Here is a 23,278-nt window from a genome sequence, read left to right as displayed (position 1 = left end):
GATGAGCCTGGCCGTAGCGGAAGCCGGGCGCCGGGAGATGACAAGCGTCCGTATCGGCGTCTTCGGTGCAATGATCGTCGTGCTCGTTGCCTCCATGCTGTTTTCGATCGGCGCGGGACGCTTCTCCGTCGCCATACCGAGGATCGGCGAAATCCTGCTCGGCGCGCTGAGCAATCCCCACGCCATGCCGGCGCAGATGGATGAGCGGATCGTTCTCCTGGTTCGTTTGCCAAGGGTGTTGCTGGCGGCCTTGTCCGGAGCAGCGCTTGCGGTCGGCGGCGCCGCGCTGCAAGGCGTATTCCGCAGTCCGCTGGTGGCGCCGGAGGTGCTCGGCATCAGCCAGGGAGCGGCCTTCGGCGGCGCGCTTGCCATTCTGTTTGGCTATGCGGGCGTCGAGATGCTCGGCATGGCCTTCGTGCTTGGCCTGTCGGCCCTGGTGCTCGTCGGGATGCTGGCGCGCATCAACGGACGGACCGAGGTCATCACGGTCATTCTCTCGGGCATGGTCGTCGGCGCGCTGTTCGCGGCCCTCGTCTCCGTCGTTCAGTTCGTCGCCGATCCCAATACATCGCTTCCCGCCATCGTCTATTGGCTGATGGGATCCTTTTCCACCGCGACCTGGGCGCGGCTGGGTCTTGCCATTCCCGGCATGGCGATCGGTCTCGGCGTCATCTTCCTGCTGCGCTACCGGCTGAACCTTTTGGCGCTTGAAGAACAGGAGGCGCGTTCGCTTGGAGTCAATCCAGACCGCGAGCGCTGGTATGTCTTCGTCGCCATTGCCCTGATGACGGGCACCTCCGTGTCCATTGCCGGCATCATTGGCTGGATCGGCCTCGTCGTGCCGCATGCGGCACGTATCCTCGTCGGCGAAGATCATCGCGCCCTGATTCCGGCGGCGGCCTTGCTTGGCGCCGCTTATCTCACCTTCATCGACACGCTGGCGCGAACGCTGACGGCGGCGGAAATCCCGCTCGGGGTTCTGACCGCCCTGATCGGCGCACCGGTTTTCGGCTACCTGCTGCGTCGCCACTTCAGGGAGGCGAACCGGGCATGATCGGGCTCAACAATGCAACGATGGCATTCGGTAGCCGGACACTGTTTTCCGGTATCTCCTTCACCGTACCCGTCGGACGTTCCATGGCGATCCTCGGCCCCAACGGGCGCGGCAAGACGACCCTGCTTCGGGGCCTTCTCGGCTTTCAATCATTGGCAAGCGGCACGCGGCAGGCACCCGATGTCGCCGGCTATGTGCCGCAGCATGGCGCTTCGCAGGCCAAACTGACCGGCCTCGAGGTGGTTGTCATGGGCCGTGCGGCCCGGCTTGGCCTGTTCGGCCAGCCGAAAGCGGCGGATCGGATGGCCGCACAGGAGGCTCTCGCGGAAGTTGGCGCCGGCGAGCTGGCGGACCTGCGCTATGACCGCATGTCGGGCGGCCAGCGCCAGATGGTGCTGATTGCCAGGGCGCTTGCGACCGGATCGCCGGCACTGGTCTTCGACGAACCGACCTCGGCGCTCGATCTCGGCAACCAGTCGCGAACCCTCGATCTTCTGAACACGCTGAGGCACCGGCGCGACAAGGCTATTCTGTTTACCACCCACGATCCGAACCATGCGCTTGCCGCAGCCGACGATGTCCTGCTGATGATGCCGGGCGGGCGCGAAATCAGCGGCCCGGTCGCCGACATGATCGAACCGGAAAAACTCTCGGAACTCTATGGCGTGCCCATGCGCTGGGTCGATGTAACGAGTGCGGGTGGCAAGACCCGGAAAGCCATCCTGCCGGCCTTTGCCGGCGTCGAGGTGGCGGCATGAGCGTCATCTATCTGAAATCGGCCTATGACGCCCCGTCGGAAACTCTCATGAAGGCCGCAGCCGCAGGGGCAGTCGAGATCGTCGAGCAGACGGATCTGACGCACGCGCGGCTTCTCGCCAGCCGTGGATTGGTCACCGGCAATCAGCTGGACCAGAACGCCATGCTCGCCATGAGGGATATTGTCGCGGCCTTCCTTGATGCCGGCGGCCGCTGGTTCCTCAACGGCCATATTGTCCGCCCGCTGGTTGACGGCATGGCGCAGTATCGTCCGATCGACACCCCGAGACGGTCCGATTTCGCGCTGACGTCGGTCAACTCACACCCGATCTTTGCCGGCATCGATCTCAAGCAGATCGAGACGAACAAGGGTGTTGCCGGCTTCTATGGCCGTGGCTGCAATCCGCTGCCGGCCGGTGGCGTTGCCGTCAACGGTCTTGGCGAAGCGCAGGTGCCGGTCGACTGGGTCTGGGCCAGGCCCGGCGGAGGCCGGGTCTTCTCCCATGCCGGCAACGATCTGGGCGCGATGGGTCAGGATTGGGGGCTTTCGCCCGAACTCACGCGGCGGATTCTCGACTGGACCGCCGGCGGAGCTTGCCTCGACCCGTGGCCCTCGGATGCCGCGCATCCTGCCGGTGGCCGTGTCCTTGAGGAGCCGGAGACCTTTGCCGGCGCGAAGTCGGCGCCCGTCAGAGCAGGTCGCATCGTCGCTCCTTCGGTCGGCTCCTACCATATCGTCCGCAGCCTCGAGGGGCCGCGCTACGCGGACGCCTTCGATGTGATTGCGGCGCCGGAAGAGCTGGCAGACGTGCTCCAGCCGGCCGATACCCTCTGGGTTCCCTGCCGCACGCCGGCCCAGCGGATGATGCCGCGGCGTGAGGTCATCGCCAGCCATCTGCAGGCCGGTGGCACCGTGGTGGCTCTCGGCGAAAGCCGCTCCGATCTCTGGCTTCCCTCGATCGATTTCACCGAGACGCCGACGAACTGGTGGTGGTGGCGAGACCCTGATGCCGATCTTGGCGTCTCGGTTGTAGCGCCCGATCATCCGCTGATGCGCGGCATGGTCAAGGAAGACGTCACCTGGCATCTGCACGGCTGGTTCGTGCCGCCCGATGGTGCGGAGGTGCTGGCGACCGACGCGGAAGGCCGCGCCATTCTGTACGTCGACGAGGTTTCGACGCCGGGGCGGATGATCCTCTCCACGCTCGATCCGATGTTCCACCACGGCTCGCATTTCATGCCCGCCACGACGCGGTTTCTCGATCGCTTCGTGCCCAACCTGAAGGCCTATCTCCATGCATGACACGATCACCGTCCGCGAAAACGGCAAGGACCTCGTCTTTTCCTTCGATGACATCAATAGCTTTCACGGCGGCGGCTTTCCGGGCGGCGTCGCGCATGGCCTGAAATCCATGCAGGCGGCTTTTCCGCTGCTTTCGGACACGCCGCCGGAACGTCGCGAGATCTCTGTTCTGACGGCGTTTTCAGGCCCCGGCGGGCGTGATGCGATCGAGATGGCGACCCGCGCTCTGACGGACGGCCGGTTTGTCGTCGACCGTTCGATCGGCGGCAGGGACGTCATCAGCGAGCCGCCAGGCCCCTATGTCTTCCGCTTCACCTATCGCGGCAGAACGGCCGAAGCCGTCATCAAGCCAGGTCATGTGCGCGAGGAGTTCGTGGTGCTCGGCGCCAAGACGGACAGGACTGCCGAAGAAGAGGCCCGGCTGGAGGAGCTGAAGGCGGAGATGGCCGGGCGTTTGCTGCCGCTGCCGGCCACCGACATCTACACGGCGCGATTGCTGCCCTGAGCGATCCGAGAACCCATGACATTGCCAACACACTCACCAAGGAAAGTCGAAACGAATATGAGAAAGCTGGGCTTTGCCGGATTGCTGGCCACCCTGTCGCTGCTTGTCGGAACATGTGCCCATGCCGAGGAGATCAAGGTCACCGATCTCACAGGCAAGACCATCACGCTCCAGAAGCCGGCCGAGCGGATCATCGCCTTTCCGGTGCCGATGGCATCGATGGTGATCGCGCTGGACCAGAGCGCCGACCGCCTGATCGCCGCCCATCCCGAAGCTTATTCGGCTATCGAACAGGGTATTCTCGGCGAGTTCTTTCCGAAGGCCAAGGCGCTCGGGACCGGAATTCTCGCCGGTGGTGCCGCCCAGGGCAGCAAGCCGAATGTCGAGGCGATTGCGGCGCTGCAGCCGGATCTCGTGTTGCAATGGGCCCATGCGGGCAACGACAATATCGCACCGCTGGTCAATGCCGGCCTCAACACCGCCATCGTCGTCAGTGGTGACGACGACACCTATGTTCAGCAAAGCTTGACGATGCTCGGGCAGGCGATCGGCAAGCCGGAACGCGCCAAGATGATCAACGACTGGCACAATGATGTCATCGGCAAGCTGCAGGCAGGGCTGAAGGGCGTTGCCGAGGACAAGAAGCCGAAGGTCGCCTACTTCTTCTACTCCGTCGACAAGCTCTGGACCGTTGGCAACAACTACCACGACGGCTGGCAGATCCTCCTGGCCGGCGGCCGCAACGCCGCCGCCGATATCGACAAGTGGAAGCAGGTGAGCGTCGAGCAGGTCGCCGAATGGAATCCCGAAGTGATCTTCATCAGCACCTTCGAGGACAAGGCCAGCGTCAAGCGCTTCTATGACGACCCGGTGCTTGGCCTGACCGACGCGGCAAAGAACAAGCGCGTCTACCAGATGCCCATGGGTGGCTATCGCTGGGATCCGGGTAGCGCGGAATCGCCGCTCGGCTGGATGTGGCTTGCCGATATCCTGCAGCCCGATCTGTTCAACTTCGACCTGCGTGCCGAGGTCAAGAACTGGTATCCGAAGCTCTATGGACAGACGCCGACCGACAAGCAGATCGACGCCATCCTGCGCATGGACATGAATGCCGGCGCCAAGGGCTACGAGCGCTTCGCCGCCAAGTAAACGATGGAACGGGAGGGGTCTGCCACGGTGGACCCTTTTGCCGAAACAGGACCCGAGCAATGACCATGGCCGACGCTCTCTATATCCGCAGCCGCAACGAGGACGAGCCGCCGGCCGAAGCCTATCGGACGGCGCCTTTGACGCTGGAGATCGTTCACGTACGCGATCTGCCGGACGCGCCGTCGCCGCTCCGCCATCGGCTGATCATCATTCCCATGCAGAGCGACGAGATCATGCTGTCGCGCAAGGCGGCCTGGCTGGAGGACGCCTGGCTGAAAGGGACGTCGATCCTTGCCAACGACATCGTCGCTCGTCCCTACATGTCCTTCTTGCGGCCGTTCGAGCCGATCCCACAGCCCGGCCTCGGGGACTATTCGGTCGAACGCCACAGTTCTCATCCCGCTTTTGATCGGCTGCCGGTCGACCGGTTCCATCTGCTCGAGGGCATGGCCGGCGTCTATGGGGTCGGCCACAATCCGCCGCCAGCCGGCGCCACGGTGGTCAACACCATCGGACGCGGCGCCTATGCGATCGACTGGTATCTCGGAAATGACGCCGGCGGCATTTTCTTCTGTCACGGCGGCCCGGACATCTCAGCCTTTCACAGCGGACCGGAGGATACGCCGAACCTGACGCATGAGCTGATCGACTGGCTGGCGGAGGCGCGGTCATGAGCGTCACCGTGATTCACAATGGGTTGCCGCAACATCTCAATTTTCTGCGCGACTATGGCAGGATGATCGACCGGACGGCCTACTTTCCCGAACTGGTTGAAGACGATCTCGCTCACAGCAAGGCCGTGGTGATCGCCTGCCGCTCCGACAACGACCAGCTGAAGCGCCACGCGAGCCGCCTGCGCGCCTTCCTTGACGATGGTGGCCTGCTGGTGGTGATGGGCGGTATGCGCGCCGACATCATCGATCCCAGGCTCACCTTCGTGCCGACGCCGACCAATTTCACCTGGTTCATGCAGGAGGATCCCGACAGCGGTCACCGCCTGCGAACCGCCGACCATAGTCTCCATCGCTATATCGGCCTCAGGGACATGCAGTGGCACCGGCATGGCTACTATCTGAAAGCCGAGACGGCGGACACAGTCGTCGAGTTATGCCGGCCGCACAGCGAGGAGCGCGTCGGCGATATTCTCCTTGATGACAGGCGCGGCTTCCGCGGCCGGCTGATCGCGACGACGCTCGATCCGCACATGCATCACGGTGGCTATTATATTCCCTCCACCACCCGCTTCCTCAACGGCTTTTACCCCTGGCTTCGGCAGGAGATCGGCGCACCGATGCGCTGGACCACCGAAGGCTGAAAGCGCGATGTCACTTTCTCGCGGGTTGGGTCACTGAGCGAGGTCCGCCGTGACAGCAGCTCCGTTCCTACTTCTGACGGAGAAGGAAACAGCAGTCGGGTTCGGCCCTCGTTGCGAAAGACGAGATGATACGCATCGTTGCGAGATCGATCCGGACGCATTCATCGATCGTGCTGAGCGCGATGAAGGCGGAATTCGATTCGGCATCGACACAGGCCGCCGCCGGCCGCCCCGATAGTTCCAGCCGCGAGATTTCCTCCAGAGAATGCGGATCGACGACCGTGGCGCTGTTGTCTTCGTAGTTCGCGACCAGCAAACGGCCGTCAGGCATCATGTAAGCGCGCACGGGATCAGGGCGTGCGGGGGCGCTCTTTCGGATCGTCATGGTGTCGGTGTCGATGGACACGATGGTCTGCGAGATCCGGTTCGTGACGTACAGCGTCTTCTCATCCGCGCTCAGTGCAATGCCCTCCGGCTTCTCGCCGGGCGAAAGGGCAATCGGAGTAACGGTCGCGTCCAATGGCGATATCTTCGTCACCGTATGGCTCAGCAGGTTCATGCAATAGGCCCAGCGGCCGTCGCGCGTGAGCGCGAAGAGGTGGCTCTTGAGCCCGCCGCTGACGGCTGCGCGTGATGGCAGGTCCGCCTCACGCGGATTTTCGAACTGCAGCAAGACGCCGGATGTTTCGCTGAGGGCGTAAAGCCGGTCGAAACGATCGATTCCGATGCCATGCAGCCGGTGATAGGGCCTGCAATCGATGCTTCTGACCAGTTTGCGGTTTGCAATGTCGATGACCAGAATGGACGACCCGCCGGCTTCCGGGCTGGATGATGTCCTGATACCGTAATGACCGACATAGGCGAATTGCTGCGCTGAATCGACGACGAACTCATGCGGAAAATCCGGCAATGCGATCGAGCCGACAAGAGCGCCCGTGTCGGCGTTGTAGAAGCTGAGGCAGTGGCTGCTCTTTTCGATCAGCATCAGCAGCTGATCCGTCGTGCGATGGTCTGGCAAGGAACTGTCCTGACAAAAAGACTGAATCAGACGAAGCGAAAGACACCTTCCGCTTCGTCATTGCTGCAGGGCTCGGTCGGCTTATTTGCCCCAGATCTTGCGATACTCGTCGCGATAGCCGTTGCCGGGATCAAAGACGTTCTTGTCGCCGCCGTCAAATGCGATGTTGTCCTTGGTCACGAGATGGATAGCCGGAATATAGCCGGACCAGGGCTGCTTGTTGAAGGCGCGGTTCAGCTCGTCCACGACCTGCCAACCCTGCATCGTCAGCGGCTCGGGAACGGTTGCCGCCTGATACTGGCCGCTGCGGATACGCTGGTAGGCCGATTCGGAACCGTCGCCGCCGGAGATGTTGAACGGTGCGCCATCGCCCTTCAGACCGGCCGAGCTCAGCGACGGTCCCATGAAGTCGTAGTACAGATCGTTGATTGCCAGCGAATAGGTCCATTTCGTGCCGAACTTCTGCAGCATGGTCGTCGTCAGCTGCGGCACGCGGGTTGACGTGTCGGCAAGCGGCGTATCCTGAAATTCCAGTACCTTGCATCCGCTGCACTTCTTGATGACGGCTTCCATCGCGCGGCCCTTGGCGATCGCGATTGCATAGGCGGAGTCGGCGAAGATCACGACGCCGGCCTTGCCGTCGGAATCCGCGATCGCCTTCATGGCGGCGATTTCGGCAACGTCCATCGCATTCGTCGTGACGTTGACGAAGAGATGCGCGTCTTCCATCGGTCCGGGGATCGGCCCGGCATGCCAGCCGGCGATGATGATCCCCTGCTTGGCCGCGGCTTCGAGCGCTGCCTTCTGCTGAACCGCGTCGCTGCCGCCGACGATGATTGCGTCCGGTTTCAGCGCGACGGCCTGAGCAAGGCCCGCGGCCTGCCCGGACACCGTGCCTTGCCCGTCTATGGCGCGATAGTTCCAGCCGATGACGGCTGCGGCTTCCTTGATGCCATCCGAAACGCCGAGAATGCCGCCGTTACGCATGTCGCCGGCCACATAAACGATCGTCTTGCTGGCAGCCGCCTTTGGGCCGGAGGTCGGACCGTCCCACTTGTCGACCTTTTGGGATGCTGCGGCCACCTTGGCCTTGGCCTCGTCGACCAATGCGTCTGCCGACGCCGTCGAGTAGTTGACGAGCATGCTGGCCAGAACGGCCGCCGTCGTCATGAGAAATCTGTTCATGCGCATGCCATTTCCTCCCTTTAAAAAGCTAGTTTCCCTCAGATTTTATGTTTTTCGGCGTCGAGAACCTCCGCCGCCTCTGCGCATAGCCCGCGATGCAGATCGCGATCAGCAGCGTGACGCCGTTGAACAAGGGCTCGACGAAGAACTCGCCTCCGAACTGCTGAATTCCCGATATGCCGACGGCCAGGATGGTTACTCCGACCATGGTGCCCCAGACATTCACCCGGCCCGATTTGATCGTCGTGGAGCCGAGAAATGCGCCGACAAGAGCCGGCAGCAGGTATTCGAGACCGACGCTCGCCTGGCCTATGCCGAGCTTGGAGGCGAGAATGATGCCGGCGATTGCCGAGAGCACGCCGGACGCAGTGAAGGCGCCCATGACGTAGCGCTGCACCGGAATGCCGTTCAGCGCGGCGGCGCGGGTGCTTGCGCCGATGGCATAGAGGTAGCGGCCGAGTGGAGTATATTCAAACAGCAGCCATAGCCCGATTGCCAGCGCCAGCACGTAGTAGCCCGTGATCGGCAGCCCGAAGAGCCAGGTATTGTTGATCGCGAGAAACCCTTCGGGAAGCGTGCCGACAACCTGGCGTCCGCCTGTATGCCAGAGCGCAAGCGCATAGAGGATCGTTCCGGTCCCGAGCGTGGCGATGAAACTGTCGATTTGGGCAACCTCGACAAGGATGCCGTTTATCATTCCGACCACGGCCCCGAGCAGCAGGACGACGACAACCGCGACCGGCCAGGGAAATCCGAACTGCGTCTGAAGGCTTATCGCCAGGATATGCCACAGGACGATGCCATATCCGACCGTCAGGTCGATCTTGCCCGTCACCATCGGGATCATCACCGCGAGCGAAAGAATGGCGATGATCGCCTTGTCGCTGATAATCGAGCGCACGTTCAGCAAGGTGGGGAAGGTGTCGGGAAGCACCAGCGAAAAGATCACGATCAGCAGAAGCGTGAGCAGCACCAGCCCGTAGACGGGCAGGAGATGGACAAGCTTACGGCCAAACGATTTGCCGCGAAGATCGTATTTCGTGGGTTCGACTGCATTGGATTTTATCGATTGCATGGCTTGCGGCTCCTCCGGATACCGTCAAAAATTCAACTGGCCTTGGCGGATGCGGAATGGATGAGGCGATCCATGTTCAACGCATCGCCACTCAGCTCATCCACGATCGCGCCGCGGCTGAAGACGAGCGCGCGATGGCAAAGCTTCTCCACTTCCTCGAAATCCGTCGATATCAGGATGATGCCGAGGCCGCGCGTCAGTCCCTCCCTCATCAGCGCATAGATCTCCGCCTTGGCTCCCACGTCCACGCCGGCCGTCGGCTCCTCCGCGATCAGCAGCGGACAACCCATGGACAGCCAGCGGCCGACGACCACCTTCTGCTGGTTGCCGCCCGACAGCGCCTCGATCGGCAGCGTAGGTTCGTTCGGACGCAGGCCGACCGTCCGGCCGAGCGCTACGGCAAGGCCCGCCTCGCGGCGTGGCGACATGATCGAAAACAACGACCGGCCGACAGCGCCCGGATTGATGTAGGCGTTCTCGCGAATGCTGAGCGCGGCAAAGGTCGATTCCTCCGTGCGGTCGCGGGCGATCAGGCCGACGCCGCGCGCGATTGCCGAGCGCGGCGTATCCGGCTTGTAATCCTGCCCCTTCAGCGCAACGGAACCGTCGAAACGTTCGGTCCCGAAAAGCGCGCGGCCGACATTTTCCTGCCCCGCGCCGCGCAGGCCGACAAGACCGAGGATCTCGCCTTCGCGCAGCGTGAATTCCAGCGGCGGACCGCTGTTGATGCGCATGCTGCGAACCGTGAGAAGTTCCTTGCCGCCGATGCTGTCGGCCTTGGCGAAGCTGCGCTCCGGAAGACGGCCGATGATCATGTGCACCAGCTTGTCGGCATCGACGTCGGCGACCTTCTCGTTGCCCACCAGCTGCCCGTCGCGGAGAACGACGACCCGATCGGCGATCTGGAAGACCTCATCCAGGCGGTGCGATACGAAAATCATGCCCATGCCCCGGTCGCGCAGCCGCCGCAAGGCTTCGAAAAGACGCGTCACCTCGTCGGCGGGAAGGCTGGCGGTCGGCTCGTCCAGCACCAGGACATCCGCTTCGACGGCAAGGGCGCGCGCAATTGCAACCAGAGACTTTTCCGTGCGGCTGAGATCCTGCACGCGCCTGTCGGGATCGATATCGCTGCCGATGAGGTCGAGTGCCGCGCGGGCGGTCCGGCCGGTCTTGTCCCAATCGATGACGCCGATCCGACGCGGGAAGCCGATCGCCAGCGCGATGTTCTCCGCCACCGTCATCCATTCGAGCAGGCCGAGATCCTGATGGATGAAGGCTACCCGTTGCTTCAGGCCGCTTTTCGGCGCGGCATGCTGATAGCGGCTGCCGCGATAGCGCACTTCGCCGCCGTCGGGGGTGTAGACACCGGCCAGAATCTTGATGAGTGTCGATTTGCCGGCGCCGTTCTCCCCGAGCAAGGCGAGGATCTCACCGCTTGCCAGCGAGAAGGAGACGCCTTTCAAGGCCTGAACGCCGCCGAACTGCTTCCTGATGTCGTCGAAGCAGATCAGCTCATCGCCCGCGAGCACGCTTTCTCCTGCCTGAAGACCCGGGGAACCGCTCATGGCCGCACACTTCCTTTCGTGGCAAGCTCGATGGAATAGAGCGACGTGCTGGCCGTGATGAACAAGGTCGATCGGTCCGCGCCGCCGAAGGTGCAGTTCGAAATCACTTCCGGAACGAAAATCTTGCCGAGGCGCGTGCCGTCAGGGGCGTAGACCTGAATGCTGTCGGCGGAGCTGGTGAAGATGTTGCCGTTGACATCGAGACGGAAACCGTCCGACAGACCCGGCTCGATCACGGCAAAAACCCTGCCGTTGCGGGGATAACGTCCATCGGCGACGTCGAAGACGCGGATATGATGATTGCCGTCCGGATCGTGAGAACGCGACGTATCCGACACGTAGAGCAGCTTTTCGTCCGGTGAGAAGGCGAGGCCGTTCGGGCGCTGGAAGTCGTTGCAGGCGATTTCCAGCGAATTGCTTGTCGGATCGAAGCGATAGACGTGGTTTGCGCCGATCTCGCTCTCGGCCTTGACGCCTTCGTAGTCGCTGATGATGCCGTAGGGCGGGTCGGTGAACCAGATCGTGCCGTCGGACTTGACGACGACGTCGTTCGGCGAGTTGAGGCGCTTTCCTTCGAAACGATCGACCAGGGTCACGACCGTACCGTCCGCTTCCGTTCGGCTGATGCGCCGGCCGCTATGCTCACAGCTCACCAGGCGGCCCTCGCGATCGCGCGTATGGCCGTTGGTGTGGTTGGAGGGCGAGCGGAAGACGGTCATTCCCTCGCCGGAAGACCATTTCAGCATGCGATTGTTCGGAATGTCGCTCCAGGTGACGCTTCCGTCGTCCCACCAGACCGGCCCTTCGCTCCAGATCGCTCCGGTGCAGAGCTTCTTCAACTCGGCGCCTGGTCGCAGAAGCGGCTCCAGTCTCGAGTCTTCGATCAGGATCTTGTCTCCCATGGCCTCACTCCCTTCCATGGCATTGTATGCAGGCGGCCTTTACGCTGCCGATTGTCTTGCTCTGCCCGCCATGCGCGCCGCGAGCAGCAGCGCCTCTTCGCTGGCGAGAGGATTGGCGATGCCCTTGCCGGCGATATCGTAGGCCGTGCCGTGCGCCGGCGTGCAGACCGGGAAGGGCAGGCCGCCGAGCATGGTCACGCCGCGATCGAAGCCCATCATCTTCATCGCGATCTGCCCCTGGTCGTGATACATCGTCAGCACGGCGTGGAAGCCGCCTTTCAACGCGCTCAGGAACACCGTGTCGGCTGGATAGGGGCCGTCGACCGTCATCCCTCTGCGCGTGGCCTCTTCGACGGCCGGGCCGATGATGTCGATCTCCTCGCGGCCGAAGCTGCCGCCATCGCCGGCATGCGGATTGAGGCCGGCGACCGCTATCTTCGGCTGCTCGATGCCCGCGCGCTTCAGGCAATCGAAAGTCAGCGCAAGTTCCGCGAGGATGGCGTCCACGGAAAGGCTGGCAGCCACCTGCGACAGCGGGATATGCGAGGTTACGCGGGCGTTCCAGACACGTTCCAGAACGTTGAATTCCCTCGCCTTGCCGGTGAAGCCGATGATTTCGGAGATGAAGCGGATTTCGTCGTCATAGCCTGCGTAGGCATAGCGCATCGCCTTCTTGTTGAAAGGCGTGAAGCAGACTGCGTCGGCCTGGCCGCTATTGGCCAGGCGCAGGGCGAAGGCGAAATTCTCTGTTGCGAACTTGCCGCCGACCGGTGTCGCTTCACCTCGGACGACATTCTTTGGATCGAGATTTGCAAGGTCGATGAAGACCGGATGAGCACCGTTCGCCGTGATCGGGCCGTCTGCCGTGACGGTGTCGAAGCGAAGCATCAGGCCTGCCTCCTTCGCCCCCTGATCGAGCACGCGCCGATCGCCGATAACCAGGAGCCGGGCTGCGGCGGCCACGCTTTCAGAGGCCATCAGTCTTGCTGTCAGCTCCGGGCTGACACCCGCCGGGTCTCCCATCGCGAGCGCTATGACGGGGCGATCTACAACTTCATTCGACATCGGTGGCACCTATTTCTCAACTGTGTCCGGAGCCTAGATGGCGAGAGATGAGCCGTCAAGTATTTTGTATACAGCACGCAGAATTTTGCCTTTGCTCATCGGCGTGGTATGGAGATGCCAGTTCCACGGCCGTTTGGGGGATGGTATTTCGAGGGTGAGAAACGAGCTGGCGTCGCGGCATGCGGCGACGGCGAGCTTGGTGGCTGGCCCGATGACGGCGGCTCGGCTAAAGGCGGTGCTGCTTGCGGTTTGAAGGCATCGGGCACCGTTATCCATTAAAGTAGGAACGGGGGCATATTCCTTGGGACACTCTGCCTGACGCACTTCAAATATACTGTATTTAGTATACAGTGAGGTTTAGGCGTCATAAATGGATCCGTTCGAGCGCGCTGAACTCAGCTCAAACGGGCAAGCATCCCCGACTGGGGTGGCAAGGGGATTGAAGCATGAGAAATCCGTCGCCGGGTATCGTTGGCGAGGCAGGTCCGATCGCGAGGGTCTCGCTCCACGACGCGATCGTCAACCGGCTGCGCGACATGATCATCGAAGGCGAGCTGCCGCCCGGATCTCGCCTCCACGAAACGCAGCTGGGTGCGAGACTCGGTGTTTCCCGTACTCCCTTGCGCGAGGCCATCAAGTTCCTGGCGAGCGAGGGATTGGTGGAATTGGTCCCGACGCGCGGCGCGGCCGTGCGGGAATTCAGTGCGAAGGACGTCAAGGACACGTTGCTGGTTCTGATGACGCTTGAAGCTCTGGCGGGCCGAATTGCCTGCGAGCGCGCTACCGACGAGCAGATAGCCGATGTCCGTGCGCTGCACGAGCAGATGCTCGCTTACTATCGGGAGCGCAGACGCCTCGAATACTACAAGCTCAACCAGAGCATCCACTCGGCCATCGTTGCGCTGTCGGACAACGAGCCGCTTGCCTATACCCACGGCATTCTGCAGGCCCGCCTGAAGCGGATACGGTTCGTCGGCCATGAGGGCGAGGAAAACTGGGCAAGGGCAATTACCGAGCATGAAGAGATGATCAAGGCGCTGGAAGCGCGTGATGCCGAACGAATGGAAAGCGTCGTCCGGCATCACCTCACCGCCGCGTGGGAGCGGGTTCAGCAGCACCTCTGAGGATGCCTTCACATGAGGGGAAGCCGTCAGCCTCTGCCGATATAGGGCATCGCCGTCGCCATGACGGTCATGAACTGGACATTGGCCTCGAGCGGCAGCGCCGTCATGAACAGGATCGCCTGCACGACATTGGCGATGTCCATCGTCGGCTCCCGCTTCAGCGTTCCATCGGCCTGGAGCACCCCCTTCGGCATGGCCTCGGTCATGGGCGAGGCGGCATTGCCGATATCGATCTGCCCGCAGGCGATATCGTAGGCCCGCCCTTCGAGCGAAAGCGATTTCGTCAGGCCGGTGATCGCATGCTTGGCCACCGTGTAGGGCGTGGCATGGGGACGCGGAACATGGGCGGATACGGAGCCGTTGTTGATGATGCGCCCGCCCCGTGGCTGCTGGCTTTTCATCTGCCGGAAGGCAGCTTGCGCACAATAGAAGGCACCGTTGAGATTTACGGCCATGCTGCGCTCCCAATCCGCAGGCTCGATCTCCTCGACCGGTTTGGTGTAGAAGATACCGGCATTGTTGAAAAGCAGATCCAGGCGGCCGTATCGTGCCGATACCGCCTCGAAGAGCCGATCCACTTCCTCGGGTTTGCTGACATCCGCCGGGTGAACCATGCAGTTTCCGGCTTTGAAGGCGCCGTCGGCGGCCGTTTCCTCCAGCGTTTCCACTCTTCTGGCGGCCAGAACAACGTTCCAGCCCTGTTCGCCGAGCGCTATTGCCGCCCTGCGGCCTATTCCGGAGCCTGCTCCGGTGACGACTGCGACCTTTCCCGTCATCTTCTTACTCTCCTGCGGTTCGGGCGAGATCGAGCGCGACGTCCACGATCATGTCTTCCTGGCCGCCCACCATCTTGCGCTCGCCAAGTTCGATGAGGATCGAGCGCGGATCGATATCGTAGACTTTGGCGGCCCGCTCCGCATGCCGCAGAAAGGAGGAGTAGACGCCGGCGTAACCCAGGGCGAGCGTTTCCCGATCCACCCTCACCGGCCGGTCCTGCAGCGGTCGGACGAGATCGTCCGCAGCGTCCATGAGCCTGAACAGGTCGCATCCATGTGAGATGCCGGAGCGGTTGGCGACCGCAATCACGGCTTCCAGGGGCGCATTTCCCGCACCGGCTCCCATGCCGGCAAGCGAGGCATCGACGCGATAGGCGCCTTCCTCGACCGCGGCCATGGCGTTGGCGACGCCGAGCGTGAGATTGTGATGCGTATGGATGCCGACCTGCGTTTCCGCGCTCAGCGCGTCTCGGAGCGCCCGCGTGCGGACGCGCGTCGTTTCAGGCGTCAGCGCGCCGGCGGAATCCGTCACGTAGACGCAATGGGCGCCGTAGCTTTCCATCAACCTGGCCTGACGGGCGAGCTCGGCGGGTTCGCTCATATGCGCCATCATCAGGAAGCCGCTGACATCGAGGCCGATCTTGCGTGCATGCGCGATATGCTGAGCGGCAACATCCGCCTCGGTGCAATGAGTGGCGATGCGGACGGAGGAAACTCCGCTGGCCTGCGCCCGGTCAAGATCGTGGATCGTGCCGATACCCGGAATGAGCAGCGTCGTCAGCCTGGCTTTCTTCAGGACACTCGCCGCAGCCTCGATCCATTCGAGATCGTCATGCGCGCCGAAGCCGTAGTTGAAGCTCGATCCCGCCAGGCCGTCGCCGTGAGCGACCTCGATCGCATCGACGCCCGCCTCGTCCAGTGCGCGTGCGATTTCCGCCACCTGGTCAAGTGTGTAGCGATGGCGCACGGCATGCATGCCGTCGCGCAGGGTCACGTCTTGAACGTAGATCTGCCCGGTCATGCGGCTGCTCCTTCTCTTATCACCGCAAGCTTTTCGGCCGTGCGCAGGGCGGCAGCCGTCATGATGTCGAGATTGCCGGCATAGGCCGGCAGATAGTGCGCGGCGCCTTCGACCTCGAGGAGTATCGTTACCTTCATCGCCGGCACATGGCGGAGTTCGTCCGGGATCGAAAGTGAGCCGAGCTGCTCGGCCGGGACCGGCTCGAACTGCACATCCTGCTTGAGGCGGTAGCCCGGAACATAAGATTGAACCTCGCGCACCATGGCGTCGACCGATTGGCGCAGGGCATCCCTATCCTGGCTATGAACGAGCCCATAGACCGTATCGCGCATAACGAGCGGAGGCTCGGCCGGATTGAGGATGATGATCGCCTTGCCGCGCCGCGCGCCGCCGACGCTTTCGATGGCGCGCGACGTGGTTTCGGTGAACTCGTCGATATTGGCGCGCGTGCCCGGACCGGCAGACCGTGAGGCGATGGATGCGACGATTTCAGCATATGAAACCGGCGCGACCCGCGAGAGCGCTGCGACCATGGGGATCGTCGCCTGGCCGCCGCAGGTGACCATGTTGACGTTGCCAACGCCTGCCACCGAGGCCATGTTGACGGCGGGGACGACGTAGGGACCGATGGCGGCCGGCGTCAGGTCGATGGCCCATTTGCCGTCGGCTTCCAGAATGGCGGCATGCTTCTTGTGCGCGCCGGCGGAGGTCGCGTCGAAGACCATGGCGATGTCCTTGTAGAGCGGCATCCGGCGCAACCCTTCGAGCCCATCGCTTGTGATCTCCACGCCCAGACGTTTGGCGCGCGCCAGGCCGTCCGATTGAGGGTCGACGCCGACCATCGCCGCCATTTCCAGCGGACCGTCCGTGCGACGCATAATCTTGATCATCAGATCGGTGCCGATATTGCCGGAACCGACAATGGCCACTTTCACCGTCATCTCTCAAATCTCCTCAGGCATCCGCGGTCGCGGACGCAGTTCAATGGGCATTGTCCGCAACGGCGGAACCGCGGCATCCGACCAGAAAATCGAAATCCGCTCCCTTGTCGGGCTGCAACACATGCTGCAGGAACAATTGCTCGTAGCCGCCTTTGGGGTGGGCCGGCGCGACCTTGTGTTCTGCCTGCCGCCCGGCGAATTCTTCCTCCGATATATCGAGATGCAGCCGGCCGGCTTCGACATCGAGTTCGATGATGTCGCCGGTCCGCACCAGCGCAAGCGGACCGCCGATTGCCGCTTCCGGTGCGACGTGGAGAACGATCGTGCCGTAGGCCGTGCCGCTCATCCTCGCATCCGAGATGCGAACCATGTCGCGGATACCGCGTTCCAGAAGCTTGCGCGGCAGCGGCATGTTGCCGACTTCCGGCATGCCCGGATATCCGAGAAGGCCGACGCCGCGCATGACGAGGATGGAGTTTTCATCGACATCCAGTGCCGGGTCGTCGATCCGCTTCCTGAAATCGGTCAGTCCCTCGAAGACGATGGCCCGGCCGCGATGCTTCATCAGCGCAGGCGTTGCCGCCGAAGGTTTGATGATCGCACCGTCCGGCGCGATGTTGCCCCGCAGCACCTTGATGCCGGCCTTCGGCTTGACGGGATTTTCAGGGGTGCGGATGACTTCGGCGTTCCAGCAGTCCGCGCCGGCATTGTTCTCGCCCATGCTGAGGCCGGTGACGGATGCCGCACCTCCGTCCACGATATCACCGAGCGCCTGCCACACGGCCGGCAGGCCGCCGGCGTAATAGAAATCCTCCATCAGGAAACGGCCGGACGGCAGGAGATCGACAAGCAAAGGCACGGCGCTGCCGAAGGCCTCGAAGTCGGCGAGGGTCAGCGGGACGCCGATGCGCCCGGCAATCGCCAGAAGATGAATGATCGCATTGGTCGAGCCGCCGATGGCCGCATTGATGCGGATCGCGTTTTCGAAGGAACGCCGGTCCAGAACCTTTGAAAGCTTGAGATCTTCCCGCACCATCGACACGATGCGCCTTCCGCTTTCGTTGGCGAGCGTGTTGCGCCGGGCATCGACGGCGGGGATCGCGCCGTTCTGCGGCAGGCTGAGGCCGAGCGCCTCCACGAGACAGGCCATGGTGGAGGCCGTGCCCATTGTCATGCAGTGGCCGGCGGAGCGCGACATGCAGGCTTCCGCGTCAAGGAACGCTTCCGGAGACAATTTTCCCGCCCGCACATCCTCGCTCATTGCAAACAGGCTCGTTCCCGAGCCGATGTCATGGCCCCGGAACTTGCCGTTCAGCATCGGGCCGCCGGAGACGACGATGGTCGGAAGGTCGCAGCTGGCCGCACCCATGACCAGCGCAGGCGTGGTCTTATCGCAGCCGCAGAGAAGCACGACGCCGTCCATCGGGTTCGCCCGAATGGACTCCTCCACATCCATGCTGACGAGATTGCGGAAAAGCATGGCCGTCGGGCGCAACAATGTTTCGCCGAGTGACATCACCGGAAATTCGACCGGAAAACCGCCGGCCTCGATGACGCCGCGTTTCACATGCTCGGCGATTTGTCGGAAATGGCCGTTGCACGGGGTCAGCTCCGACCATGTGTTGCAGATCCCGATGACTGGCCGGCCATCGAACATGCGCTGCGGAGTGCCCTGATTCTTCATCCACGAGCGGTGCATGAAGCCGTTGCGGTCGGCTGGGCCGAACCATTGCGCCGAACGGAATGACGGCGGATCTTTTTCGTTTTCGTCGCTCATCGCTGTAGCCTGCATTTAGAATGCTGTATACAAACTACACGATGTTGTGGCTGTCAAGCATCCTGGCGCATCCTTATAAGAGGAGCGCGCACCGACGAGCGCGGTGCGAGCACGCGTGCCGCCGCACACCGCGATTTTCACTCGCAAGCTGCAACGTCTCCGAGGAAGGCGGATGTCATGGCGATTTGTATCTTGCTTTATCGGTCGCGGAATTCTCCGCTTTCCAATCAGAATCGCTCCGGATGGAGGCGTCGGTTGTAGTGACGGCAATGGCATATGGCGGCGGCAACGAAACGCAGGCGTCGGCCCCGATCCACAAGGGCTGCCGTCGGAAGCACGGAGGCGAGCAAGTGGCATCCGTGTATCCAATGCCCATGCTGAAGATGCGGTGTCGGAAAGGATCAATCCAGATCGAGGTGTCTGCTAGGACCCCTTCGTTGCAGCGTTCCGGCTGCGCGGAGCTGCCTCGGCATTCGGCATGGTTCCTCCAGGCGCGACAAGGGGTTTTGCGGGCTATCGCCCTGCTGCTTGTCCATTGGAAATTCATGCAGCTGTTGGGGGTGTCGTGGTCAGATGGATTACAGACGCAACCCTATGAATCCAGGACCCGCTCGAGGCTGGCCGACATGTCCGCTGCGACATCGCGAAGGGCGCCGACAAATTTTTTTGCCTGAACGGTGCGCGTGGTCCGGGCAGGCCGCCAGACCGACAAGAGATAAGGCACGGAGACCGAAAGTTTTCGGAAGACCACATTGCGGCCCGTATGGCTTGCCGCCGTCAGCGGATTGATCACCGAAATACCCACGCCGGCCGACACCATGGCGCAAACGCTCGTTGCCGTCGTGGTTTCGGCGGCATAGTCGCGGGCGACACCGGCCGACAGGAATACTTCATCGAGCTTATGCCGATAGGGATCGTTCTGGCCGAAATAGATGAAGGGCTGGCCGGTGAAATCCGAGGGGGTCAGGGCTCGCTGCCGCGCCAGGCGGTGCCCATGCGGCAGGACGCAAACCATGTCGCCTGCCAGGATGGTTTCACTTGCGGCCCCCTCGCGCTCGGCAAGGCTCTCAGTCAGGCTCAGGTCGAAAACCTGGGTCGTCATCTCGTGCCGCAATGAAGGTTCCTCGTGCGAATGGATCGAGAAATGCATGGGCGGACGGGTCCGCAGCAGGCACTGGATCGCGCGGGGAATGATCGATTCCGCGTAGGCGGGAATGGTGGCGATGCGGAAATTGGCCGCGCTGCGCGTGCGAATGGCCGAGGCTGCCCGATTGATCTCGTCCAGCCCGACAAAGGAACGCAACACCACCTCATGCAGAAGGACCGCCTGCTCGGTCGGGGTCAGGCGCTTGCCGAAACGCTGGAAAAGCTCGAAACCGAGCCGCTGCTCGATCTCGCGGATTTCGCGGCTGAGCGTGGGCTGCGAGCTTCCGAGCCGCACGGCCGCTGCCGTGAGGCTCTTGTTGACCATCACGGCGTTGAAGACGTCAATCTGTCGCTGGTTGAGTTTCATCGTGATTCCTCCTCAACGATCCATATCAGAAATGAATAAAAATCGCAGAAGAAGCATTTCATAAACATGCAACAATCTGGAATTCTCTTGGGATCGCAATATTGAATGCAAATTATGATGGATACGATTGCCTCTTCCCCCACAATCAGCACGGGCACTTCCGCGCGCTGGCTCTCCCGGCGCAGCGACGGCAGGCTATATGCCGAGGCTGTCCCGCTCAGCCGTATCGCCCGCGCCGTGGGCACGCCCTTCTATTGCTATTCCGCCGGCGCGCTGCGGCAGAACTATGCCGCGCTGAAAGCGGCAATCGCGGCTTCGGACGTTTCGATCTGTTTTGCCGTGAAGGCCAGCAGCAATGTCAATGTTCTGGCGGAACTGGCGCGCCTTGGCTGCGGCATGGATATCGTTTCGGGCGGCGAGATGGCGCGCGCGCTTGCGGCCGGCACCCCGCCGGAGCGCATCATCTTTTCGGGCGTGGGCAAAACGCGCTCCGAAATCCGCGCCGCTCTGGAGGCGGGGCTGCATCAGCTCAATGTCGAAAGCGCGGCGGAACTGGAGGTTGTGGCGTCGGTCGCCCGTGAAACGGGTATTCGCGCGCCGATCGCGCTGCGCGTCAATCCCGATGTGGATGCGCGCACCCACGCCAAGATTACCACCGCAAAGAAGGATAGCAAGTTCGGCATCGCCATCGACGAGATTCCCGCCATTTACGCGGCCGCTTCGGCGCGAGCCGAACTGAAGATGGTCGGGCTTGCGGTGCATATCGGCTCGCAGATCCTCGACCTTTCCCCCTTTCGGGATGCCTGGGTAGCGCTGGCGGATCTGGTGCGCCGCCTGCGTGCGGCGGGGCTTGGCGTCGACAGGCTGGATCTGGGCGGCGGATTGGGAATTGGCGATGATAGGCATGCCGGCCCTGATCTCGCGGAATATGCATCCATCATCGCCGAGACCGTTGGCGACCTGGGCTGTGCTTTGAATGTCGAGCCGGGCCGCTGGCTGGCCGGGCGTGGAGGCGCGCTTGTCAGCGAGGTGCTTTACCTCAAGGAAGGGGACGGCGCGCCGATTGCCGTGATCGACGCGGCGATGAACGATCTCATGCGTCCCGCCCTTTACGGCGCCCAGCATCCCGTACTGACGGTAGAGGCGCCGCGCCCGGCGGGGAAGGATGCCGCATGCCGCCTGGTCGGCCCGGTCTGTGAGAGCTCGGACGATTTCGGAAAATATGAGGGGCTCGGCACAATTCTAGCTGGTGATCTCGTCGTTTTCGACAATGCGGGAGCCTACGGTGCGGCCATGTCGTCGACCTATAATTCGCGCGATCTGGTGCCGGAAGTGCTGGTCGATGACGGGCAGTTCCGCATCATTCGCCGCAGGACGAATATTTCCGATGCCCTGAAGCTGGAAGAGCCTGAATCTTGGCTGGCGGGAGATGATCCCGTTCGCTAAATGATAGTATGAACCGCGGGGTTGTGCGACAGGCCTCGCGAGACTGAAACCAAGTCGCTGGTGTAGGGGCCGTGTGAGCGGTCGCTGCCGGGAAACCGAAAAACCGCCAAGAGGTGTAACGTGAATAAGAAGATGAAACTGTTGCTGGCGACCAGCGTGGTCGGCCTTACCCTGTTCTCACCCGTTCTGGCCGAGAACATGCTGCGCGTCTCCTATACGGAAGACCCCAAGACCGCCGACGCCCAGATGACGTCGGACGACTATACGCTCCCGCTCAACATCTTCGATCGCCTGATCGAAGCCGAAACCACCAAGCCGGGCGAATCCGCCCTGGTGCCCGGACTTGCCGAGAAATGGGAGATTTCCGACGACGGTCTGACCTACACTTTCCACCTGCGCCAGGGCGTGAAGTTTCACAACGGCGCCGAGCTGACGGCCGACGACGTGGTCTACACCTTCGACCGGATGCTCAATCCGGCAACCAAGGCGCTCGGCACGGATATCCTCACCTTCGTCGCGGGATCGCAGGATCGGCTCGACGGCAAGGCCGACAGCGTTTCGGGCCTGAAGGCAGTGGACAAGTACACCGTCCAGATCCAGCTCAGCCAGCCTTACGCCGCTTTCCTCGCGCTGCTCGCAAGCCCTCAGGCCTCGATCTACAATCGCGCCTTCACCGAGGCTGCCGGCGACAAGTTCGGCCTGACTCCGGAAACGACCAACGGCACCGGCCCCTTCATTCTGCGCGACTATACGCTGAACGATAGCCAGACGCTGGAAGCCAACGACAATTACTTTCGCGGCCGTCCGAAGCTCGACCGGTTGCTGATCCGCGTCGTCTCGGATTCCGAGACCCTGCGGATGCTGTTCGAATCGGATGAAATCGACGTGTTCGATCTCGACTATGCTCCGACCCAGACCCCTTACTTTTACGGAAGCGACCAGTGGAAGTCGCTGATCCGCTCGGGTCCGCGCGTCGGGCTCTACTATTACAATATCAACCAGAACAAGAAGCCGTTCGACGATCCGCGCGTCCGTCGCGCTTTCCAGATGTCGATCGACCGGCAGGCTATCCTCGACAAGAATTTCTATGGCAGGGGCAAGCTTGAAGATGGCGTCATGCCCCGCGGCCTGACCTGCTACGCGGCGGCTGCCCCCATCGAGTACAATCCCGCCAAGGCGAAGGAATTGCTCGCCGAGGCCGGTTATCCGAATGGCGTCGAAATCAACCTGCAGCAGGTGTCGAGCTGGTCGTCCAAATGGTCGGACATGAACCAGATCATTCAGGCGCAGGTGGCTGAGGCCGGGTTCAAGGCCAACGTCGTCACAACCGACGAGGCGGCATATCTGGCCGCTCGCAAGGCGGGGGATTCGGACGCCTATACGCAGGTCTGGTCGGCTGACTTCAACGATCCGGACAACTTCTTCTACACGTTCTTCTCGGAGAGCGGCAGCAAGGTCCGTGCCTACAACAACAACGACCCCGAGGTATTTACCGCCGTCGACAAGGCGCGCGGCATGACGGATCCGGCAGCCCGCTGCAAGCTCTACCAGGACCTGACGGCGCGCATCGTCGGCCAGGACGCGGCCTGGGTGCCGCTGTTCAGCCTCGATCACAGCTTCGTCGTGCAGAAGCGGGTGAAGAACTTCGTCGTTCCTTGGAACGGTTGGAGCGACATGAGCTATTACAAGGTCGAGGTTGAATAAGCCTGTGCTGTAATACGTCGTGCCGGCCGCGTAATTCCACCAACCTGATTTTGGTTTCGGAGTTACGCGGTGGGGACACGGGGC

General features: G+C 62.4%; 21 protein-coding genes. 10 read left to right on the top strand and 11 right to left on the bottom strand.

Features of this window, described 5'->3' with window-relative positions; genetic code table 11:
- Nucleotide 1: 1 nt before the first annotated feature.
- The 7 genes from ACQZ6J_RS23680 to ACQZ6J_RS23650 are packed head-to-tail and all read left to right on the top strand — an operon-like array spanning nt 2 to nt 6,082.
- Entirely contained in the window at nt 2-1,054 is a 1,053-nt protein-coding gene (locus tag ACQZ6J_RS23680; protein ID WP_449085843.1) for a FecCD family ABC transporter permease, read from the top strand.
- Nucleotides 1,051-1,812, top strand: a complete 762-nt coding sequence (locus tag ACQZ6J_RS23675; protein ID WP_449085842.1) for an ABC transporter ATP-binding protein — start codon at nt 1,051-1,053, stop codon at nt 1,810-1,812. The genes ACQZ6J_RS23680 and ACQZ6J_RS23675 overlap by 4 nt, the downstream gene beginning before the upstream one ends.
- Complete coding sequence (locus tag ACQZ6J_RS23670; protein WP_449085841.1) at nt 1,809-3,113, top strand: hypothetical protein; 1,305 nt, start codon at nt 1,809-1,811, stop codon at nt 3,111-3,113. The genes ACQZ6J_RS23675 and ACQZ6J_RS23670 overlap by 4 nt, the downstream gene beginning before the upstream one ends.
- Entirely contained in the window at nt 3,106-3,618 is a 513-nt protein-coding gene (locus tag ACQZ6J_RS23665; protein WP_163989092.1) for a hypothetical protein, read from the top strand. Before ACQZ6J_RS23670 ends, ACQZ6J_RS23665 begins: the two co-directional genes overlap by 8 nt.
- A 57-nt stretch (nt 3,619-3,675) precedes the next feature.
- Nucleotides 3,676-4,767 carry an ABC transporter substrate-binding protein gene (locus tag ACQZ6J_RS23660; RefSeq protein ID WP_449085840.1) on the top strand — a complete coding sequence of 364 codons (1,092 nt, stop codon included), beginning with the start codon at nt 3,676-3,678 and terminating at the stop codon, nt 4,765-4,767.
- Nucleotides 4,768-4,826: 59 nt separating this feature from the next.
- Nucleotides 4,827-5,441: a hypothetical protein gene (locus tag ACQZ6J_RS23655; protein WP_449085839.1), complete on the top strand. Its 615-nt coding sequence runs from the start codon at nt 4,827-4,829 to the stop codon at nt 5,439-5,441.
- Nucleotides 5,438-6,082: a hypothetical protein gene (locus ACQZ6J_RS23650; protein ID WP_163989099.1), complete on the top strand. Its 645-nt coding sequence runs from the start codon at nt 5,438-5,440 to the stop codon at nt 6,080-6,082. Before ACQZ6J_RS23655 ends, ACQZ6J_RS23650 begins: the two co-directional genes overlap by 4 nt.
- A 67-nt stretch (nt 6,083-6,149) precedes the next feature.
- Here the strand turns inward: ACQZ6J_RS23650 and ACQZ6J_RS23645 are convergent, their stop codons facing one another.
- From ACQZ6J_RS23645 to ACQZ6J_RS23620, 6 genes are all read right to left on the bottom strand, one after another.
- On the bottom strand, nt 6,150-7,100 hold the full coding sequence (locus tag ACQZ6J_RS23645; RefSeq protein ID WP_449085838.1) for a YncE family protein: 951 nt from the start codon (nt 7,098-7,100) through the stop codon (nt 6,150-6,152).
- Between the two features lie 81 nt (nt 7,101-7,181).
- A complete protein-coding gene (locus tag ACQZ6J_RS23640) occupies nt 7,182-8,291 on the bottom strand; it encodes an ABC transporter substrate-binding protein (protein ID WP_204326691.1) in 1,110 nt (369 codons plus the stop codon).
- Nucleotides 8,292-8,313: 22 nt separating this feature from the next.
- Entirely contained in the window at nt 8,314-9,360 is a 1,047-nt protein-coding gene (locus ACQZ6J_RS23635) for an ABC transporter permease (protein ID WP_449085837.1), read from the bottom strand.
- Between the two features lie 32 nt (nt 9,361-9,392).
- Nucleotides 9,393-10,925, bottom strand: a complete 1,533-nt coding sequence (locus ACQZ6J_RS23630; protein ID WP_449085836.1) for a sugar ABC transporter ATP-binding protein — start codon at nt 10,923-10,925, stop codon at nt 9,393-9,395.
- Nucleotides 10,922-11,827 (bottom strand): SMP-30/gluconolactonase/LRE family protein, encoded by a 906-nt coding sequence (locus tag ACQZ6J_RS23625; protein WP_449085835.1) that lies wholly within the window; start codon nt 11,825-11,827, stop codon nt 10,922-10,924. The genes ACQZ6J_RS23630 and ACQZ6J_RS23625 overlap by 4 nt, the downstream gene beginning before the upstream one ends.
- A 39-nt stretch (nt 11,828-11,866) precedes the next feature.
- Nucleotides 11,867-12,892, bottom strand: a complete 1,026-nt coding sequence (locus ACQZ6J_RS23620; RefSeq protein WP_449085834.1) for a 4-hydroxythreonine-4-phosphate dehydrogenase PdxA — start codon at nt 12,890-12,892, stop codon at nt 11,867-11,869.
- Nucleotides 12,893-13,338: 446 nt separating this feature from the next.
- Between ACQZ6J_RS23620 and ACQZ6J_RS23615 the strand changes: the two genes are divergently transcribed.
- Entirely contained in the window at nt 13,339-14,016 is a 678-nt protein-coding gene (locus ACQZ6J_RS23615; RefSeq protein ID WP_163989110.1) for a GntR family transcriptional regulator, read from the top strand.
- 26 nt (nt 14,017-14,042) lie between these two features.
- On the opposite strand, the gene ACQZ6J_RS23610 is transcribed toward ACQZ6J_RS23615, so the two are convergent.
- From ACQZ6J_RS23610 to ACQZ6J_RS23590, 5 genes are all read right to left on the bottom strand, one after another.
- Entirely contained in the window at nt 14,043-14,792 is a 750-nt protein-coding gene (locus ACQZ6J_RS23610) for an SDR family oxidoreductase (protein ID WP_449085833.1), read from the bottom strand.
- Between the two features lie 4 nt (nt 14,793-14,796).
- Nucleotides 14,797-15,813 (bottom strand): 4-hydroxy-2-oxovalerate aldolase, encoded by a 1,017-nt coding sequence (dmpG, locus tag ACQZ6J_RS23605; RefSeq protein WP_449085832.1) that lies wholly within the window; start codon nt 15,811-15,813, stop codon nt 14,797-14,799.
- Complete coding sequence (locus ACQZ6J_RS23600) at nt 15,810-16,754, bottom strand: acetaldehyde dehydrogenase (acetylating) (protein WP_449085831.1); 945 nt, start codon at nt 16,752-16,754, stop codon at nt 15,810-15,812. The genes dmpG and ACQZ6J_RS23600 overlap by 4 nt, the downstream gene beginning before the upstream one ends.
- A 40-nt stretch (nt 16,755-16,794) precedes the next feature.
- On the bottom strand, nt 16,795-18,531 hold the full coding sequence (locus ACQZ6J_RS23595) for an IlvD/Edd family dehydratase (RefSeq protein ID WP_449085830.1): 1,737 nt from the start codon (nt 18,529-18,531) through the stop codon (nt 16,795-16,797).
- Nucleotides 18,532-19,123: 592 nt separating this feature from the next.
- Complete coding sequence (locus ACQZ6J_RS23590; protein WP_449085829.1) at nt 19,124-20,044, bottom strand: LysR family transcriptional regulator; 921 nt, start codon at nt 20,042-20,044, stop codon at nt 19,124-19,126.
- Nucleotides 20,045-20,158: 114 nt separating this feature from the next.
- On the opposite strand from ACQZ6J_RS23590, the gene lysA reads away from it, so the two are divergent.
- Nucleotides 20,159-21,490, top strand: coding sequence for a diaminopimelate decarboxylase (lysA, locus tag ACQZ6J_RS23585; protein ID WP_449085828.1), 1,332 nt, complete (start codon nt 20,159-20,161; stop codon nt 21,488-21,490).
- A 120-nt stretch (nt 21,491-21,610) separates the two neighbouring features.
- Nucleotides 21,611-23,194: an ABC transporter substrate-binding protein gene (locus ACQZ6J_RS23580; protein ID WP_449085827.1), complete on the top strand. Its 1,584-nt coding sequence runs from the start codon at nt 21,611-21,613 to the stop codon at nt 23,192-23,194.
- Nucleotides 23,195-23,278 lie beyond the last annotated feature (84 nt).

This window comes from Rhizobium sp. A37_96 (assembly GCF_053521765.1).
Note: the sequence above shows the minus strand (reverse complement) of the source record. Positions and strands in the feature narration are given on the sequence as shown.

Excerpts from the sequence above, each read along its gene's own strand:
- ACQZ6J_RS23680 (WP_449085843.1), top strand. The coding sequence starts at position 2 with ATGAGCCTGGCCGTAGCGGAAGCCGGGCGCCGGGAGATGACAAGCGTC.
- ACQZ6J_RS23675 (WP_449085842.1), top strand. The coding sequence starts at position 1,051 with ATGATCGGGCTCAACAATGCAACGATGGCATTCGGTAGCCGGACACTG.
- ACQZ6J_RS23670 (WP_449085841.1), top strand. The coding sequence starts at position 1,809 with ATGAGCGTCATCTATCTGAAATCGGCCTATGACGCCCCGTCGGAAACT.
- ACQZ6J_RS23665 (WP_163989092.1), top strand. The coding sequence starts at position 3,106 with ATGCATGACACGATCACCGTCCGCGAAAACGGCAAGGACCTCGTCTTT.
- ACQZ6J_RS23660 (WP_449085840.1), top strand. The coding sequence starts at position 3,676 with ATGAGAAAGCTGGGCTTTGCCGGATTGCTGGCCACCCTGTCGCTGCTT.
- ACQZ6J_RS23655 (WP_449085839.1), top strand. The coding sequence starts at position 4,827 with ATGACCATGGCCGACGCTCTCTATATCCGCAGCCGCAACGAGGACGAG.
- ACQZ6J_RS23650 (WP_163989099.1), top strand. The coding sequence starts at position 5,438 with ATGAGCGTCACCGTGATTCACAATGGGTTGCCGCAACATCTCAATTTT.
- ACQZ6J_RS23640 (WP_204326691.1), bottom strand. The coding sequence starts at position 8,291 with ATGCGCATGAACAGATTTCTCATGACGACGGCGGCCGTTCTGGCCAGC.
- ACQZ6J_RS23635 (WP_449085837.1), bottom strand. The coding sequence starts at position 9,360 with ATGCAATCGATAAAATCCAATGCAGTCGAACCCACGAAATACGATCTT.
- ACQZ6J_RS23630 (WP_449085836.1), bottom strand. The coding sequence starts at position 10,925 with ATGAGCGGTTCCCCGGGTCTTCAGGCAGGAGAAAGCGTGCTCGCGGGC.
- ACQZ6J_RS23625 (WP_449085835.1), bottom strand. The coding sequence starts at position 11,827 with ATGGGAGACAAGATCCTGATCGAAGACTCGAGACTGGAGCCGCTTCTG.
- ACQZ6J_RS23620 (WP_449085834.1), bottom strand. The coding sequence starts at position 12,892 with ATGTCGAATGAAGTTGTAGATCGCCCCGTCATAGCGCTCGCGATGGGA.
- ACQZ6J_RS23615 (WP_163989110.1), top strand. The coding sequence starts at position 13,339 with ATGAGAAATCCGTCGCCGGGTATCGTTGGCGAGGCAGGTCCGATCGCG.
- ACQZ6J_RS23610 (WP_449085833.1), bottom strand. The coding sequence starts at position 14,792 with ATGACGGGAAAGGTCGCAGTCGTCACCGGAGCAGGCTCCGGAATAGGC.
- dmpG (WP_449085832.1), bottom strand. The coding sequence starts at position 15,813 with ATGACCGGGCAGATCTACGTTCAAGACGTGACCCTGCGCGACGGCATG.
- ACQZ6J_RS23600 (WP_449085831.1), bottom strand. The coding sequence starts at position 16,754 with ATGACGGTGAAAGTGGCCATTGTCGGTTCCGGCAATATCGGCACCGAT.
- ACQZ6J_RS23595 (WP_449085830.1), bottom strand. The coding sequence starts at position 18,531 with ATGAGCGACGAAAACGAAAAAGATCCGCCGTCATTCCGTTCGGCGCAA.
- ACQZ6J_RS23590 (WP_449085829.1), bottom strand. The coding sequence starts at position 20,044 with ATGAAACTCAACCAGCGACAGATTGACGTCTTCAACGCCGTGATGGTC.
- lysA (WP_449085828.1), top strand. The coding sequence starts at position 20,159 with ATGATGGATACGATTGCCTCTTCCCCCACAATCAGCACGGGCACTTCC.